The sequence below is a fragment of the Nostoc sp. genome (assembly GCF_036917535.1).
In the GTDB taxonomy this organism is placed as follows: Bacteria; Cyanobacteriota; Cyanobacteriia; order Cyanobacteriales; family Nostocaceae; genus Nostoc.
Genome location: NZ_JBALDA010000068.1, coordinates 49,507 through 66,898, shown reverse-complemented (window position 1 = coordinate 66,898; position 17,392 = coordinate 49,507). Strand labels below are relative to the sequence as shown.

The following is a 17,392-nucleotide window of genomic DNA, read 5'->3' as shown; positions in this document are numbered from 1 at the left end:
GTCGTGATACTTATACTGAAACACTAAAAAAAGCGGGAGCGGTAATAGTTTTGAGTAATGTACAGAAATTGACAGCAGAGCAAATTCAGGAATTGGTAAGCTGATTACTTCGATCCGTGTTTTAATATCCTAGTACAGCACGGCGTAAATAAACATACTATTTCAAATGGCGCAAAAGCCCGGAATACATTCTTTTGACTTTTGACTTCCGCCTTGTGTACTAGTGCAAACTGGCTAATACAAATCTTGCCCTAATTATTGGGAGATGAATCAAAATGCCTGCTCATAAACTGCCTGATGGTCCTGAAAATGCGCCATTGCTACAGAAACTCAAATGGCTCACTAAGCCATTGGAAGTTCTGGAAACCTATTCCCAACGTTATGGCGACATCTTCACCGCCTATGTTGGTATAGGGAAAAAGCCCATAGTATTAATTAGCAATCCCCAAGCAATTCAGGAGGTTTTTACTACCGATCCCAAATATTTGGATTCGGGTGAGGTGGCTGGGATTAAACCGCCTTTTATCGGTCAACAATCATTGATTGCGCTTTCAGGCGATCGCCACAAACGACAACGCAAGCTTTTAACACCACCGTTTCACGGCGAAAGGATGCTGGCTTATGGCAAAATCATCCAAGACATGACTGAGCAAGTGACTAGCCAATGGGCGATTGGATCGCCCTTTTCAGTCCGTTCTGCTATGCAGAGAATTACTTTTGGGGTAATTTTGAAAGCGGTATTTGGTCTAGAAGATGGTACTCGTTATGAACAACTACAGCAACTGCTTACTACCCGACTAGAGGGAACGAAATCTATCTTTAGAGCCATATTGCTGCTTTTCCCTTTCTTACAAAAGGATTGGGGTCTCTTGAGTCCTTGGGGACGGTTGATGGAAAACGAGCGCCAAATTGACAAACTCATCTACGCAGAGATTCAGGAAAGACGAGAAAACCCCGATTTATCTCGGACGGATATACTCTCTTTGATGATGGCGGCTCGTGATGAAGCGGGTGAGCCAATGACGGATTTAGAATTGCGAGATGAGTTGATCACCTTGTTGGTTGCAGGTCACGAAACCACTGCAACTTCCTTATCATGGGCATTTTATTGGATTCACCATCTGCCCCAGGTGCGGGAAAAACTGCTGCAAGAATTGGATACTCTCGGTGAAAATCCCGATCCCAATACGATTTTTCGATTACCCTATTTGGATGCTGTTTACAAAGAAACGCTGCGGATTTACCCAGTAGCAATGATGGCATTTCAGCGCATGGTGCTATCACCGCTAGAAATCGCAGGCTACCACTTTGAGCCTGGTGATATAATTGCTCCTTGTATTTATCTAACCCATCATCGGGAAGATTTATATCCTGAGCCAAAACAGTTTAAGCCAGAGCGATTTCTGGAACGGCAATTTTCGATCTATGAGTATTTACCCTTTGGTGGTGGCAATCGTCGCTGTATTGGTATGGCATTTGCTCAGTTTGAGATGAAACTGATTCTAGTAACAGTGCTATCCCGTTGGCAGTTAGAACTAACTAAAAGCAAACCAATGTTGCCAGTACGTAGGGGTTTGCTTTTAGCACCACCAAATGATTTTCGGATAGTAGCAACGAGGATACGCCCTCGGAATCAGCAAATTCTCCAAACTAGCTTTATGTAAGTGGAAAGAATGTCTGGCTGCCTAGTACAGCACAACAGAAATAAGTCACCGATTTCAAATCAACGAAACACTTACGTGGCATTGAATTGTTCTCAAAACTGAAAAACTACTACTCAATCTACGTATTTTTTAAGATATTTTTCCATGACAAAATACCAAAAAGATCACAAAAATGAAAAAATTTGCTTCGTTTTTATTTGCCAAAGTGGTGAACTTGAAGCAAAAGCCGTATTACTGGCGACATCATTACGTCATTTTTTAACAAAAGATCACGATATTGTTGCGGCTATACCAATCCCAGAAAGGCGTTGGGGTAGATTATCGGAAGTAACCTTAGAAGCATTAAAATTACTAAACGTTAGAACAATCAAATTGCAAAACGAAATCTCTGAAGATTATCCAATTGGGAACAAACTTGGTTGTCTGGCGGTAGAAACAAACTGTGAAAATATAGTATTTATTGACAGCGATGTAATTATGATGCGCTGTTTCGATGAGCAGAAGTATTTTGAGTCTTCTATCAGTGCGGTTCCGGCAAGTTATACACATATAACCTTTGAAGTTTGGAAAGAATTATATGCACAATTCGGTCTTCCTATACCTATACAAAGAATGCACACTGAAATTTCTAAAGAAGAATCATTACCCTATGTTAATACTGGTTTTATCGCAACTAAGCAAACTCCAGATTTAGCATCAAAATGGATTAATTGCACCAAAGCAATTTACGAATATCCGGGTATTCCTCAAGCTATTAAATATCGTTTTCTAGATCAAATATCTTTTCCTATTGCTGTGGCATTAAGCGATATGACAATAGATTTTATCGGTAGAGATTGGAATTTTCCTAGCTGGAGTCTGAAAATTGGATCAGATTCAATGCCAATATTTTTTCACTATCAGAGTGCAAAACGACTTTTACGAGAGTACTGTACCGCCGCACTGCTACTGAAATTTTGTCAGCAAAATCCAATATATAAAGCGGCAATCACGCAACATCAATCCTTTAATCTGGCGCTTTCCCAAATCCAGTGTTTTGAGAATAAGCTCCAAGTTTAAACTAAATTGCTATTATGCCTAAATAGTTCAGTTGTGATACTTACAGTATTAAATACCAAAACTATTTCACCTACAAATTAGTTTTTACTTAATGATGAATACCAAAATTTTAAAAATTCAAACCAAAAATAGGACTCCTGCTAGTATCATCGCCAATTTGCAAGATTTTAGCTATGAAATAGGAGAGGCTATTGACCCAAAAATTATTGTTGAGAATCCCCATATCACTTTATATTGCCTCGATATCGAAAATCAACAAGCCATTTTTGTAGAAACGCCTTCAGATATTGATATTTACGATGCTCCTTTTCTTTACCAAGCACAGTATGAATATGCCCAACGCTTAATTGCAGTCCCTTATCAAGAATTGCACCAACTGGCAGCGAATATAAGAGATTCAGTTGGACAAATTGCCATGATTTACTCCGTTGGACGCTGTGGCTCTACTTTGCTAAGTAAAGTGTTTAGTCAAGTTGATAAAGTCCTCAGTTTATCAGAGCCAGATGTTTTTAGCCAGATAGTAGGCATCCGCAACCCCGATGGTAGCAATGATGATGCACTAGCAGAACTACTAAAAAGTTGTATTTATCTTCTCTGTAAACCTACTTTAAAAGGAAAACCTTCATTTTATGCGATCAAATTGCGTAGTTTTGGCATTGAATTGGCAGACTTAATATATCGCGTCTTGCCTGATACCAAGCTGATTTTTATGTATCGCAATGCGGAAGATGTAGTCAAATCATCTATCCGTACTTTTGTGAATTTTAGTCAAATGCTGCCGATAATAGGACAGAATATACAAACGTACAATCAATTTATTCCTTTACTTAAAGAGTATGCCCGTGATATAGATTTCACTGACTCTAATGCAACTGATTTTTATACAACTATGTGGCTATCTGTGATGCACCGTTACCTATTACTTTGCCAGCAAGGTATTCCTACCTGTGCCATTCGCTATGAAGATTTAGTTGCAGATCCCAAAAAGATAATCACTGGTATTTTTGATTATTGTAACTTGCCAATTTCTGAAGTTTCTCACGCCTGCAAAGTATTTGAAAAAGATTCTCAAAGTGGTTCAAGTTTTTCTCAGGATAATGTGCGTAATAATAACAATAAACTACCAGATATTTTAGAGATTCGGCAAAAAGTTGCTCAATTATTGCTGAAACATCCACAGATTCAAACAGCAGATTTTATTGTTTCTGGTACTTTAGGAGTTTCTAAATAAAAAACGTTTTAGTAAAGGCTAACTATTTTGCATCAGCACTAAAGATAGCCTAGCTCTGCCAATTTTGCCAAAACCTTACTTGCGCTTTCTTCAACGGTTTCGTTGTCTGTTCTGCATTCTACTTCTGGGTTCAGTGGTGGCTCATAAGGGTCATCAATCCCGGTAAAATGCTTGATATTCCCATTTCGCACTTTTTTGTATAGACCTTTTACATCACGTTCCTCACAAATTTCTAATGGTGAATTGACGTAAACCTCCACAAAATTTCCAATGCGTTGCCGTACCTCTTCACGAACTTCGCGGTAGGGTGAGATAGCTGAAACGAGAACAATCACATTATTCCTCGTCAGCAGATGAGCTACAAAACCAATGCGGCGGATGTTTTCATCGCGGTCTGCCTTACTGAAGCCCAAACCATTACATAGATTTTGGCGCACTATGTCACTATCAAGGACTTCAACCTGATATCCAAGCGATCGCAACTTTGTTTCTACGACTCGGTTAATACTAGTTTTTCCAGCACCACTTAGACCAGTAAACCAAATTGTAATACCATATTGCTTTAGTTTCACCTAACCTCCAGTGTCGTACAATGCAATCTATGATATTTACAGATGTCTACACTATTTTTCTGCTAACACAGGTTTGCCTGTAGCAACAACCTGTTCAACAATATCAATGGCTCGACTCACCCCACCTGCTTGTTGAATCGCCGCTTGCAATTTCAAAGCATTCTGTTTATAAAAATCTTCTCTCAATACCTTTTGTATAGCCTTTCGCAGCTTGGGAACGTTTACACGACTCAGTGATATAGCTTCACCAGCACCAGCCCAAGCTACACGTGCAGCTATTCCTGGTTGATCATTAGTAACGGGAATGGCAACCATTGGTACTCCATTATTCAAGGACTCCAAAGTAGTATTCATGCCCCCATGGGTAATGGTAAGAGTCGCTTTTTGCAGCAATTCCAATTGGGGTGCATAACCAACAATTAGCGGATTTCCGGGCAAACTTCCCAGAGATTCTGGAGTTGCAGAACCACCTAATGAAATCACTAATTGGGCATCCAAATCATTACAAGCTTCGGCAATAGATTTGAAAATTCTCAACAGGCGATTTTGTATAGTTCCCATTGAAGCATAAATCAATGGTTGTCCGGTCAATTTTTCATAAGGAAAATCAGGAATTTCCCGACCAGTTGAACTATGATAAGGGCCTGTGAAATGGAAACACTGCGGCAAATATTGCCTGGGGAATTCCAATTGGGCAGGCTGTTGACTAATTTGAGCTAGTGGGGAATAGTTTTGATTAGCGTTGAAGTGTAGGGGTAACTTCCACTCTCGGCGATAGTCAGCTATTACCTCTCTAATTGGTTTGCCGATGCGATCCAACAACTTATAACCCACTCTGTTACGTAGTTGTGCCCACCAAGCTTGGTTATAGCCCCAGTTTGTCATAAATGGGGGAACACTTTCTTCTCGATTAAGTACCACAGCACTGCAAATGGTAATAAAGGGAAGTCCTAAAAATTCTGCAACAGTTCCTCCCTCTGACGTAACTTGGTCTACTAAAAGTGCCTCCACACCCGCTTCTTTAATTGCTGGTGGTGCATCCCTGAGCATAACATCTGCCCCTTCCTTGATCAGATTGATGGTATATTGAAATGCAGCAAGTCCGTTCATTTCCCCCAACCTAACCAAGGATTCTGCCGTCAACCCACGGGGAAACTGAGATTCGCCAATCGCCCTAAATTCTAATCCCGCGGCTAGTGTCTTCGATTCAGCATCGGAAAAGCCGAATAGGGTAACATGATGACCCCGATTTTGTAGTTCTTTTCCTAAAGGAAGCATAGTGTTGAGATGACCAGTTGATGCTGGACAAATCAGTCCATAATGAGTCATAGTTCTTGCTTCTATTTATTTACAATGATGTATACCAGAAAACAGGTACATAGGAGCAAAGAAAAAAATTTTTGTTGAGTTGAACTTGCCTACTGGAGTTTCAAGAACTTATCTAAAGCTGATACCATACTGGGCGGCCAACGACGGATATTTGTTACCCAGTTAATGTCTTTATAACGGCTATCCAGTCCATAAGCAGCCACCCAGTTACTTTCAGCTTCGCCTTGTTCTCCATTTACCCAGTAGGCAGCTGTGAGAGCGGCACGCATATCAGCAAACTTGGGATATTTACGGACAATATTCCGCATTTCACGGATTGCTTGGTCTATTTGACCAGTTTCATAAAGAGCGAGGGCGTAATTAGCACGGGCAAAGGCAAAATTCGGAGCAATCTCATTAGATTTTTTGTAGTCAGCGATCGCCAAATCCCATTTTCCCAAACCTGCTGTGGCATTACCGCGATTGTTATACGCCATTGCATCGTTAGGATCGAGTTCTAGAACATGATTATAATCTGCGATCGCTAAATCCCATTTTCCCATTCCTTCCAACGCCGCGCCCCGATTCAAGTAAGGATCGGTAACATTCGGCGCTAGTTCTATGGCTTTGTTATAGTCTGCCAATGCCTCTTGTAACTTATTCTGACTCACCCGCGAATTTCCCCGGTTACTCCACGCCCCCGCATTCGTGGGAAATTGCTCAATAATCTTTGTCCAGTAAGTTTCAGCCGTCGCAAAATCACCTTGATTGGTCGCTATAAACGCTTGATTTGCCCACTCATCGCCTTGTTTTAACTGTTCTTGAGTAATGGGCGGTTGAGATTGTGCCATAACTGGTGTACCCCAGCCAAACACAAGTAACAGACTCAGAAAAATACTAATCAACTTGATCATCTAGGTTTACCTAATTTGTCATTTGTCATTTGTCATTTGTCATTTGTAATTGAGCATGGGGCAGAGGAATGGAGTTCAAAGACTTATGAATGGAGTTTAAAGACTCATTAATGGAGTTCAAAGACTCATTTAGGAGTAATCAATGCCCAATGCCCAATCCCCAATGCCCAATCCCCAATGCCCAATCCCCATAATTACAATAATGACAACTGTTCATTAGGCGGCGTGAATCCTAAATGCTTATATGCTGCCTTTGTCGCCATCCTACCGCGATGAGTCCGAGTTAAATATCCAATCTGCATCAGGTAAGGTTCGTATACTTCTTCAATTGTTTGAGTATCTTCACCCGTTGCTGCTGCCATTGTTTCTAATCCCACTGGCCCGCCGTTAAATTGCTCAATTATTACACTCAGCATCTGGCGATCTGTCCAATCTAAACCGCAAGGATCTACTTGAAATAGTTGCAATGCCTCGGATGCAATGTTTTCATTAATATTCCCAGATATTTTTACTTCCGCATAATCACGTACCCGTTTTAGTAACCTATTAGCGATACGTGGTGTTCCGCGTGAACGACGGGCAATTTCTGTGGCACCATCTTCTGTGATGGGAGTTTTGAGTAATTGAGCGGTTCGCAGTACAATTTTAGTCAGTTCGTCAACTTCGTAAAATCGGAGTTTTTGAATCAAACCAAAGCGATCGCGCAATGGTGAAGTTAAAGCACCCACACGAGTTGTAGCCCCTACTAAGGTAAACTTTGACAGCGGCAAACTTCTGATGCGAGCGCTGGAACCCTTACCAATAGTAATATCTAAACGATAATCTTCCATTGCTGGATAGAGAATTTCCTCCGTCATCCGCGAGAGGCGATGAATTTCATCCACAAATAAGATATCCCCTGGCTTGAGATTTACCAATAGCCCAACAATATCTCGTGGACGTTCTAAAGCTGGCGCACTAGTAATTTTGTAATTTACCCCCATTTCCGACGCTAAAATCATTGCCATTGTGGTTTTGCCCAATCCCGGCGGCCCATACAGCAGCAAGTGATCCAGTACCTCACCACGAGACTTAGCTGCTTTAATGGCAATATCTAGCACATCCTTTAAATCTTTTTGCCCAATGTAATCAGCAAATCGGTGTGGTCGAATACCTTCTTCTTGCTGTTCTTGCTCATCAATAGCAGCTTCAGGCTGCAAAATATTATCTGCCGAAGGTGTCCTTGCCGACTCTCGACGCTGCTTTGGTTCTTTGTTGGGTTCTGGAGGCTGTTTTTTCGAGGAGATTATCGCCATAATTCAGCTATCTACTTTTAAGGGACTAGGGAGTGGGGAGTGGGAGAGGCAGTTCTTAAGCAGGGGAGGCAGGGGAGGCAAGGGAAGAAAGAAAAACCAATGCCCCATGCCCAATGCCCAATACCCGTGAAAATTTTCGTTTGAGAATACCCGCGCCAATTTAAAATTTAAATTTCGGTCAATTACCCAGAAGTACAAAAGTTATTATGTTATCTAAAAGAATCTTACCGTGCCTAGATGTGAAGGCGGGACGGGTTGTAAAAGGAGTTAACTTTGTCAATCTCCAAGATGCAGGCGATCCGGTAGAACTGGCCAAGGTTTACAACGAAGCCGGTGCTGATGAGTTAGTATTTCTGGATATTACAGCCACTCATGAAGACCGAGCTACAATTTTAGATGTGGTCTACCGCACTGCTGAACAGGTCTTTATTCCATTGACTGTAGGTGGTGGCATTCAATCCTTAGAAAATGTTAAAGCTTTGTTACGAGCGGGCGCAGATAAGGTTAGTATTAATTCTGCGGCAGTGCGGGAACCAGACTTGATTAATCGGGCAAGCGATCGCTTTGGTAATCAGTGCATAGTTGTTGCTATTGATGCCAAGCGCAGAAATAACCCGGAGAATCCAGGCTGGGATGTGTATGTGCGGGGTGGCAGAGAAAATACAGGTTTAGATGCCCTATTGTGGGCACAAGAAGTTGAAAAACGGGGTGCCGGAGAACTACTAGTTACAGGTATGGATGCTGATGGAACCCGAGCTGGGTATGACATTGAAATTACACGGGCAATTGCCGATGCTGTAGAAATTCCAGTTATTGCTTCTGGCGGTGCAGGTAATTGTGAACATATTTACACTGCCCTAACTGAAGGCAAAGCTGAAGCTGCATTACTCGCGTCAGTGTTGCATTACGGACAATTAAGCGTAGCAGAAATTAAAAGTTACTTGCGCGATCACAACGTGCCAGTCAGAACATTCTGTTGATCCACCATTTTCCATTTAATGACATCCATCTAAGGTTAGACACACTTCCTGAAAAGGGTGTTAATATTATTTTACAAGTATTAACAAATATTAAGAAATATGTTGCTTCCTATTTTACTTTTTGATGTAGCTCTAGTAGCGTGGTCGCTGCACTTAATGGAAAAAGCTTACGAGAGTAAAGAATTTTCTCTAATGTTGGCTGGTACATTGGTTGCTCTGGCTGCTGCTGCCATGTTAGTAGTTTACTTTTTGATGGGGCATTGTATGACCTATTTGTTGCAAGTATCCTAGAGAGTACTGAGTGCGAGAGGAGATATTTAAAATTTAGTTTCCAGAAAAAGCTTGACAAAGTAATACCAATTCAAAATTCACGCATTCAAAATTCATGCATTAAAAAAGCCAGACAGAACAAAGGTATGTCCGTATGTATCTGTCACATTCTTTTTTCAAATTGGTATAATAATACAGCAGTTTTCTTTTACATGAAGTACAAAGTTACGGGTTTTGAGGCAGGAGGCAGGAGGCAGGAGGCAGCAATGCTGGAGGTAGAAACTATTTTTATCTGATGTTGAGTCTTGCATTTTGTACCTCATTTACTTGCAAACTGCTGTAATTAAGCAATTATATAGGACTTATTTTAAGGGGTTATAGTGCGGTTGGTAGCGCATCTGTAGATTCACAAATTAGATGTCGCAATTGATTTCGGCGTTTGAGTAAGGGTTATGAGTTTTACACAGAGCTAAGTGAAGCAATGATTTATGGCTCACTGATTCGTCTGATAGTAGAGCAAATGGCATCTTAAGTTTTTCTTGACCGAAAACGAAAAGGATACAAGCCCCTCTCTTACAAAGATAGGAATGCCTGCGGCGGGCTGCGCGAGAGCGTGGAAACCTCCGCTCAACGCCAGGAAAGCCCAAGTCGGGAAACCCTGACTGTGCGACTGGCTCGACTTTGCGCTAAATTTATTTATGGGAGATGATTAATTTTAAATTTTGAATGCGTGAATTTTGAATTCGGAGCGTACCCCTTTGGGGAAGCAAGCTACGCGCAGCGTCTCGTAGAGAAGCGACGTGACGAATCAGCTCTAAGGATAAATATGGCTAACCAAACCTTATTTATGCATCACTTTTTAAGTTTTACTTTGTGGAATAATTCATCTTTAATCCGGTTAAGAATTGAAGTCTCATCCAAGTTTGTCAAAATCCGATTAATCACTGCTTTCGGTCCATCAGGCCCCCAAGTTGCGCCATTGGCTAAATAAACTTTAGTAACTTGTCCAATCCCGTAAGAAGAAACACCAGCTACTCCCCCTTGGGTGATTGCTACCGATATATAAGGGCCTAGCGCAATACCACCTGTAGCTGTTGCAGAGATTCCAAGTAAAGTTTTTAATCCACTCAAGCCTAAATTTGCTAACAATTCACTAGCACCGATGCCGCCCATACTCAGTGCGATTTTCTGTAGCAATTGTACAGCCCCAGCTTCCGTCATGGAGAAGCCATAGAGTTTAGATAAACCTAAAATTAGAGCAATATCAATTACCACACTACTGAGAATATCTACCACAGTTACGGGATTAAGTGCGATCGCTAATGCCTTAGTCATCACAGCCTTCCAAATCAACTGATTGGCATTCTGTTCCCGAATCATCAGTTTTCGTTCTATTAACTGCTCATTTACGATATCGGCATAAAGCATGGTATTAAGGGCAACCAAGGCTTTACCTTCACGATGCAGAATTTCCAATATTTTCAGCTTCAGTTCCTCGACTTGGGCATTTCCTGTACGTAACTGTATGCCCCTCGTACCATCAGGGCGACGAATTGCCGTCTTCACCAATGGCGATGCCGCAGCCATAACAATTTCTAAAGGTGTGAGTAATTCCCGCACCCTTTCATCTCGGATTTTGTGATAAATTGCCATCCGGTCTACTTCTGGATACTGATCTACTTTATTAAACACCAGAATGATCGGTTTACCTGCTTCCCGCAATTGAGAAAGGGCGCCGTATTCCAGCTTTGTCATATCACCAGATATCACAAACAGAATCAAATCCGCTTGTTTGGCAATCTGTTCAGCTAAGGCGGCGCGGGTTGCACCATCTACTTCATCTAACCCGGGAGTATCAATTAATTCCACTTGTGATTGACCTACACCAGGGAGAGTGACACGCAAAGCACGTTCACTTTCCCCAATCGCCTCCTCACTAATACTCCAATTAACTCTTTGTGCAGTACGAGTAACACCGTGCAGCGGCCCAGTTTCAAATACCGTTTGTCCAACCAAAGCATTGAGTAGCGAAGACTTACCACGTCCCACCATGCCAAAAGCCGCAATCTGCACCACCATGCGGTCTAACTTTCCCAGCATGGTTTCCAAATCAGCAATTTCTGCCTCCAATCCAGTTTTTTCCTGGGGAGTGAGGTCGAGATTTGCTACCAAGTTTCGCAACGCTGTTTGTGCTTGTTTATAGCTTAATTCCGTCTGAATGTCTTCAAAACTGAAAATAGCACTATCCAATTCTTCCTCCCAGCTGAGAGAATTTGCGTCAGTGTTAGCAGAATCGCTTTGATCAGGTTCAGGCACGGGCAATATCGAAGTCATATCAATTTGAATTTTGAAATTTAGGATTTTTAAATTAGCCCTGTCTCTTATCCTAGTTATTTTTAACAAGGGTTTGTGGAGATGAGGGAGCAGGGAGAGCAGAAAAGACAAGAGGGATAAGGGGGACAAGGGTGAATTATTGAACAAGTTTCTCTGTTATCTCCCCTCACTGACTTGTCTTTCTTGTCTCTTCTCCATGCCCAATGCCCAATTCCCAATTCCCAGTGAATAATAACTAACAAAAAGTCATAAACTGAAAAATGCATCTAATATAACGCGTTAGGATCTTGACTAAATTACCTGTGCGGAAAATCATTATTGCCGGCAACTGGAAAATGTTCAAAACCCAGGCAGAGACCCAGGAGTTTTTACAAGGATTTCTGCCCCACTTAGAGGAAACCCCCCAAGGGCGAGAAGTGATATTGTGTCCTCCTTTCACTGATTTAAACGTTTTGTCCAAGACTTTGCATGGTAGCCTCATCCAATTGGGGGCACAAAACATCCATTGGGAAGAATATGGAGCCTATACGGGTGAGATTTCTGCCCCAATGCTGACAGAAAGTGGTGTGCGCTTTGTGATTGTCGGTCATAGCGAACGACGGCAATACTTTGCAGAAACGGACGCCACCGTTAATCTGCGCCTCCGAACTGCTCAAAGGTTTGGTTTGACTCCAATTCTCTGTGTTGGCGAAAGCAAACAACAACGAGATGCAGGAGAAACTGAATCTCTGATTACTCTCCAACTCGACAAAGGCTTGGTAGATATCGATCAAGATAATTTGGTGATTGCCTACGAACCGATTTGGGCCATTGGCACTGGTGACACTTGTGAAGTAAAGGAAGCTAATCGAATAATTGGCTTAATTCGCAGCCAGTTGACTAATCCGAATGTATCAATTCAATATGGCGGTTCAGTCAAGCCGAATAATATTGATGAGATTATGGCTCAACCAGAAATTGATGGTGTCCTCGTGGGAGGAGCAAGTCTAGAACCTGAAAGTTTCGCTCGGATTGTGAATTTTCAATCAGTGTGATGTGCTTTTTTCTTGTTCCCATGCCCTGCATGGGAATGCCTAATGTAGATTTATGCCAAGGAACTTGATAATTCGAGGACGCTGTTTCGATTGGGGACAGCGGACTTATTTAATGGGCATTTTAAATGTAACGCCCGATAGCTTTAGTGATGGGGGTGAGTTTAACACTTCCTCTACCGCTTTAGTACAGGCGCAAGCACTGGTGGCTGCTGGTGCTGACATCATTGATGTGGGCGGTCAATCAACTCGACCAGGGGCAAAACAAATAACTCTGAGGGAGGAACTTGACCGGGTACTATCGGTATTACAGGTGCTAAGACCAGAGATTTCAGTCCCGATTTCTGTAGATACAACCCGTGCTGCTGTAGCCCAGGCATCTGTAGCAGCTGGAGCAGATATTATTAATGATATTTCTGGCGGTACTTTTGACTCAGAAATGTTGGCAACAGTTGCAGAGTTAGATGTGCCGATGATTTTAATGCACATCCGAGGAACACCACAAACAATGCAACAACAGACTGATTATCAAGATTTGCTCGGTGAGATTTCTAGTTTTTTGGCTCGGCAAATTCAGGCAGCAACTACTGCCGGCATTGACCTGGATAAAATTATTATCGATCCTGGTATTGGTTTTGCTAAAAACTATGAGCAAAATTTAGAAATTTTTCGCGGCTTGCGATCGCTCGCCTCACTCAACTGCCCTATCTTGGTAGGAGCATCTCGTAAAAGTTTCATTGGTCGGATTTTAAATCAACCAGATCCCAAAGCACGAGTTTGGGGAACGGCAGCAGCTTGTTGTGCTGCTATTTTTAATGGCGCTGATATCCTCCGAGTTCACGATGTTCAAGAAATGCGTGATGTTTCACTAGTAGCCGATGCTCTATTGAGACAAGCCGCACAAGGTAATTGTTAAGTATTACCGTTTTCGAATTTTTTGCCGTTACCTTCTAGATTTTCTCCTGGGTGGGCTATCAACTCCTGAAACATTTCACTTGAGTTAGCTGGGTCTATAAAGACAATTTTGGCATTACTGCTCTCACCAAGTTTTTGGCTAGCATCTACATAATCTTGAGCTACAAGATATCGCAGAATGTCCCTACTTTCGGGATTGGAACGTAGAGCTTGAGAAATGATTTGCACTGAAGCCATAGTTCCTTCTGCTTTTTTAATCGCAGCTTCCTTTTCCCCTTCTGCTTCGGTAATCAGTGCCCGTTTTTTGATGACGGCAGCTTGTTCCTCTTCCCTAGATTGTCGCACACTCTCAGGTAGAGTAATTCTCTGAATATCTAACCGGAGAATATCAACTCCCCAATCTGCCGTTACACTATTCAACTGGTCTAAGATAGCTGAGTCCATCTCCGTTCTAGAGACGTTGGTCTGCTCTAAAGTATTCTGAGCAATGATTTCTCGCAGCGTGGTTGTAGTTATCTGTGTCAATGCCCCTTGCAGATCTTCAATTGCGTAAAAGCTTCTCTCAATATCTCGAATCCGCCAGTATACAATAGCGTCTACTTCTACGTAAATATTATCTTGGGTGATCACATTCTGAGGTTTGATGTCTAAAAACTGCTCTCGTGTGGTATCTTCCATCACAATCTGATCGACCAAGGGAACAATAAAGTTCAGCCCCGGTTTAAGTTTCCGATGATACCGCCCTAAGCGTTCAACTAGGGCTTCATTTCCTTGATTAATCAGTTTTGCAGAACCTAATGCATAACCTATAAGGGCTAAAACTATAGCAATAATTGGCTCCATGTATGCTCCTATTCAGCTTTAGGGAGAATTTAATGTCAAAGATATGCTACTAGCTTGTCATATCTTTGAGTTTAATGTTTTGAGTCTGTAATTTTATCATCACCAGCAGCGATGTCGAGTCACTGCAAGTTTTGTACATATTCTGTAAGTGAGACTGTTTTGCAGAATGCGTAGAAGCTCTGCTTCTTGTCGTCAGACATCGCTATTAAAGCACCTTGATAAAACGCTGGCAAGGACTAATTGATGTAATCAACATTACTTGTACTGACATTTTCAGACATTCGGAATTTTTATTAAGTATATTCACGTAATATAAATTAATTACAGGTAAATTTTTGCATGATTTTAAAACCACCACTATAATCGGATAAAAATTGGCTTGGGCCATTAAAAATATCAAAATATTATGGACAGGTTGTTAATCAAACTCATAGGTTTAATTTTACTTTTGACAGGATTGTACTTTTTTGGTCAAAACATCATATTTGTTAGCGGCTACTATTCATATTTTTATCGTAGCTTACCTGCTACAGCTTCAGTTTTGGCAACGATGATAGGTATATTTGCATTAATCTTTTTTCAAAGAGAAACTGGTAACTTGGGATGGATTTTTCTAGGCATTAGCATAGTACTAGTTTTCTTAAGCGGTGGAGTTATTTTAATGCCAACTAGCTTATGGAATTTCATAATTGCTTTTACCACATTAGCATCTGGATATAAATTACTAAATGAAGGCAGAATCAACTTTTAAAATCTGTAAATATAGTCATATTAGCTCATCTACCTTAGTAGCTAAGATTACATTATTCGCTAGTTCCTAGTACAGCCAGAAAAATTTAGTATTATAATTTCCCCATCTTCTCTATTGCTTCTGAGAGTGCATTAGGGCACTTAGATTAACTTTTAATTAAGTACCGATTTCAAGAGGCAGAAGTATACAGAACCCGCCTCAACCGCAGGAATAGCCTCTTAATCATGACTTGAACTCAGAGGTTTTTACTAAGGTTGAGGGTAATATTAAAATGGAAACTATTGATGATGAGGAAAAGGGAAGAATGACCCAGGTGGTTCTAGGAGAGAACGAAGGAATAGACTCAGCTTTGCGTCGGTTTAAACGCCAGGTTTCCAAAGCTGGGATATTAGCTGATGTGAAATATCATCGACACTTTGAAACACCAATAGAAAAACGCAAACGTAAGGCAGTGGCAGCTAGACGCACAAGACGTTTTAAATAAACCTATTCGGTGTGATATCGGCGTTGCTTGAGGTTATGACCGAAAACAGGCAATAGCGCGAGCGCCATTATTCTATACAAACATTAAGCAAAGTCTGCCGCACTGCTAATTAGGGTGTAAATGAGTTACTTTTCCTATACTTAGAGCGCGTTAGAGGCTTTATCTTGGTTAGATGGAGTAAGCTAAAATCGCTGCCCATCAACCAAAATAAGCGCCTTTAAACATCGGTTAGCTTTCTTTAATAAGCTGATAGGACAGTATTCATCCAGCCCTAAGACTCAGAATTATTAATGGTGCGGCTATTACAAACATTCATTGCCTTTTCTACTCCTTGTTTGAGACTTAGTTCAATACACTCAACTACGAACTGAAGTACAAAAGACATCTGCTGATTTTCGGCAGCGGAAAATCGCCCCAGTACATGGGAAATAGCACCGGAATCATCGTTATTAGCTGTATCTTTGGGTTTACCAATACCGATTCGCAAACGGGGAAAGTTTTGGCTACTAAGATGTGCGATCGCACTTTTCATACCGTTATGTCCCCCTGCCGAACCAGATAAACGCAAACGAGTTTTTCCCAAGGGCAAATCCATATCGTCATAAATCACCAACACTGACTCAGGCGGCAATTTATACCAACTTGTCACCGCTTGTATTGCTTGTCCTGAGCGATTCATATAAGTTAACGGCTTTAGCAAGCGAATCTTACCTCCATTTGGGGCCATACCCTCACCATACTCACCCTGAAACTTCCGGTTTTCTGTTAAGGAAATGCGCCAAGAATGGGAGAGAGTTTCTAAAGCAGCAAAACCAATATTATGGCGTGTTTGGTCGTACTTAGCTTCTGGATTCCCTAACCCGACGATTAGTTGTGGAATCACCAAAGCTGGTTGCGTAACAGCTTCTGTCATTTTGCCTATAGTCAATTGATATGAAGCATCCTACTAGCTAGGTTGGGAAGAACTAGCGGTATCCTGCTCAGATTTAGCAGGGTGGATTTGCTTAGGTTCCAATTCAGCAGTAGTTTTTACAGTTTCTTCTAACTGTTCTGCTTCTTTTTGAAACTCGCTTTGAAATTCCTTGGAAGCTTCTTGAAAACTACGAATTGTTTTGCCCACACTCCGACCGATCTCTGGCAGCTTCTTTGGGCCAAAGATTAACAGCGCTACTACCATAATTACAGCCATTTCCGGCAGACCGATACCAAATATATTCATTTTTTGTCTCCGATAAACTCTAAAATCACTACATAGACTCACATATTTATGTAGTCTACTCAATAATTACCTATTATAGAAAGCGATGATCTCCCCACGAGCGAGTGATGGCTTAAGTAAGTCAGCGCTAATATTTCCAGTTATCTTAATAAATTCAAATGTAAGGTGCGTTATCGCGCAGAGCAATGCACCGCCAACAATTCTACATCTGCCTTAATATATTTCTTCTGTAGAGTTGAGCAACTGTTCGGCTGTAACACTTACCAAGCTACCCAACTCAGTTTGATTTTTGGATATCGTCACCGACATCACAGGAATAGGCTGGACTCTTCGGTTGCACCCTCGACAGATTCCCACCTGGCGACTCTCGCGGTGAAGAGACCTCCCAACAGCGCAGACAACACGAAAACCAATATTGTTGTTGATGTTGTCGCGCTCCGCCCTATTGTTGTTGCGGGATGCCGAACGGCAGTTTTTAGGATTATTGATCCAGGAACCGCCCCGCAGTCGGGTTCGCCTACC

The 17,392-nt window shown here is 41.6% G+C and carries 18 protein-coding genes and 1 pseudogene; 10 read left to right on the top strand and 9 right to left on the bottom strand.

The window, feature by feature from the left end; genetic code table 11:
* Positions 1 to 275 precede the first annotated feature (275 nt).
* The 3 genes from V7K56_RS22530 (at position 276) to V7K56_RS22520 (ending at position 3,954) form a co-directional block, all read left to right on the top strand.
* Complete coding sequence (locus tag V7K56_RS22530; RefSeq protein WP_334913744.1) at positions 276 to 1,664, top strand: cytochrome P450; 1,389 nt, start codon at positions 276 to 278, stop codon at positions 1,662 to 1,664.
* 144 nt (positions 1,665 to 1,808) lie between these two features.
* Positions 1,809 to 2,723: a hypothetical protein gene (locus tag V7K56_RS22525; protein ID WP_334913742.1), complete on the top strand. Its 915-nt coding sequence runs from the start codon at positions 1,809 to 1,811 to the stop codon at positions 2,721 to 2,723.
* A gap of 91 nt (positions 2,724 to 2,814) precedes the next feature.
* Positions 2,815 to 3,954 (top strand): sulfotransferase family protein, encoded by a 1,140-nt coding sequence (locus tag V7K56_RS22520; RefSeq protein WP_334913740.1) that lies wholly within the window; start codon positions 2,815 to 2,817, stop codon positions 3,952 to 3,954.
* Positions 3,955 to 3,992: 38 nt separating this feature from the next.
* On the opposite strand, the gene cysC is transcribed toward V7K56_RS22520, so the two are convergent.
* From cysC to ruvB, 4 genes are all read right to left on the bottom strand, one after another.
* Positions 3,993 to 4,526 (bottom strand): adenylyl-sulfate kinase, encoded by a 534-nt coding sequence (gene cysC, locus V7K56_RS22515; protein ID WP_334913737.1) that lies wholly within the window; start codon positions 4,524 to 4,526, stop codon positions 3,993 to 3,995.
* 51 nt (positions 4,527 to 4,577) lie between these two features.
* A complete protein-coding gene (locus V7K56_RS22510) occupies positions 4,578 to 5,855 on the bottom strand; it encodes a glycosyltransferase (protein ID WP_334913735.1) in 1,278 nt (425 codons plus the stop codon).
* 89 nt (positions 5,856 to 5,944) lie between these two features.
* A complete protein-coding gene (locus tag V7K56_RS22505; protein ID WP_334913733.1) occupies positions 5,945 to 6,748 on the bottom strand; it encodes a tetratricopeptide repeat protein in 804 nt (267 codons plus the stop codon).
* A gap of 194 nt (positions 6,749 to 6,942) precedes the next feature.
* Positions 6,943 to 8,043, bottom strand: a complete 1,101-nt coding sequence (ruvB, locus tag V7K56_RS22500) for a Holliday junction branch migration DNA helicase RuvB (protein ID WP_334913731.1) — start codon at positions 8,041 to 8,043, stop codon at positions 6,943 to 6,945.
* A gap of 206 nt (positions 8,044 to 8,249) precedes the next feature.
* On the opposite strand from ruvB, the gene hisF reads away from it, so the two are divergent.
* The 3 genes and pseudogenes from hisF to V7K56_RS22485 form a co-directional block, all read left to right on the top strand.
* Positions 8,250 to 9,023: an imidazole glycerol phosphate synthase subunit HisF gene (gene hisF, locus V7K56_RS22495; protein WP_334913729.1), complete on the top strand. Its 774-nt coding sequence runs from the start codon at positions 8,250 to 8,252 to the stop codon at positions 9,021 to 9,023.
* A gap of 99 nt (positions 9,024 to 9,122) precedes the next feature.
* Positions 9,123 to 9,314, top strand: a complete 192-nt coding sequence (locus V7K56_RS22490) for a hypothetical protein (protein ID WP_094348875.1) — start codon at positions 9,123 to 9,125, stop codon at positions 9,312 to 9,314.
* Between the two features lie 409 nt (positions 9,315 to 9,723).
* Positions 9,724 to 9,825 (top strand): annotated as a pseudogene (locus V7K56_RS22485) (IS5/IS1182 family transposase); the annotation flags it as partial.
* A gap of 320 nt (positions 9,826 to 10,145) precedes the next feature.
* On the opposite strand, the gene V7K56_RS22480 reads toward V7K56_RS22485, so the two are convergent.
* Positions 10,146 to 11,627, bottom strand: coding sequence for a GTP-binding protein (locus V7K56_RS22480; RefSeq protein ID WP_334913727.1), 1,482 nt, complete (start codon positions 11,625 to 11,627; stop codon positions 10,146 to 10,148).
* A 302-nt stretch (positions 11,628 to 11,929) separates the two neighbouring features.
* Here V7K56_RS22480 and tpiA point away from each other — a divergent pair, with 302 nt between their 5' ends.
* On the top strand, positions 11,930 to 12,661 hold the full coding sequence (gene tpiA, locus V7K56_RS22475) for a triose-phosphate isomerase (RefSeq protein ID WP_442940145.1): 732 nt from the start codon (positions 11,930 to 11,932) through the stop codon (positions 12,659 to 12,661).
* Between the two features lie 52 nt (positions 12,662 to 12,713).
* Positions 12,714 to 13,574 carry a dihydropteroate synthase gene (folP, locus tag V7K56_RS22470; RefSeq protein WP_334913725.1) on the top strand — a complete coding sequence of 287 codons (861 nt, stop codon included), beginning with the start codon at positions 12,714 to 12,716 and terminating at the stop codon, positions 13,572 to 13,574.
* On the opposite strand, the gene V7K56_RS22465 is transcribed toward folP, so the two are convergent.
* Positions 13,571 to 14,416, bottom strand: a complete 846-nt coding sequence (locus V7K56_RS22465; protein ID WP_334913723.1) for an SPFH domain-containing protein — start codon at positions 14,414 to 14,416, stop codon at positions 13,571 to 13,573. The genes folP and V7K56_RS22465 overlap by 4 nt on opposite strands.
* A gap of 406 nt (positions 14,417 to 14,822) precedes the next feature.
* Between V7K56_RS22465 and V7K56_RS22460 the strand changes: the two genes are divergently transcribed.
* Positions 14,823 to 15,167, top strand: a complete 345-nt coding sequence (locus V7K56_RS22460; RefSeq protein ID WP_334913722.1) for a hypothetical protein — start codon at positions 14,823 to 14,825, stop codon at positions 15,165 to 15,167.
* A gap of 304 nt (positions 15,168 to 15,471) precedes the next feature.
* Positions 15,472 to 15,651, top strand: coding sequence for a 30S ribosomal protein S21 (rpsU, locus tag V7K56_RS22455; protein ID WP_069073049.1), 180 nt, complete (start codon positions 15,472 to 15,474; stop codon positions 15,649 to 15,651).
* Between the two features lie 271 nt (positions 15,652 to 15,922).
* Here rpsU and pth read toward each other — a convergent pair whose 3' ends face one another.
* The 3 genes from pth to V7K56_RS22440 all read right to left on the bottom strand — a co-directional run bounded on the left by pth (position 15,923) and on the right by V7K56_RS22440 (position 17,227).
* The gene (pth, locus tag V7K56_RS22450) at positions 15,923 to 16,564 is read right to left on the bottom strand and encodes an aminoacyl-tRNA hydrolase (RefSeq protein ID WP_334913720.1); all 642 of its coding nucleotides are present in this window, start codon (positions 16,562 to 16,564) and stop codon (positions 15,923 to 15,925) included.
* A 33-nt stretch (positions 16,565 to 16,597) separates the two neighbouring features.
* On the bottom strand, positions 16,598 to 16,870 hold the full coding sequence (locus tag V7K56_RS22445; RefSeq protein ID WP_334913718.1) for a TatA/E family twin arginine-targeting protein translocase: 273 nt from the start codon (positions 16,868 to 16,870) through the stop codon (positions 16,598 to 16,600).
* Positions 16,871 to 17,083: 213 nt separating this feature from the next.
* Complete coding sequence (locus V7K56_RS22440) at positions 17,084 to 17,227, bottom strand: hypothetical protein (RefSeq protein ID WP_334913716.1); 144 nt, start codon at positions 17,225 to 17,227, stop codon at positions 17,084 to 17,086.
* Positions 17,228 to 17,392: the final 165 nt, after the last annotated feature.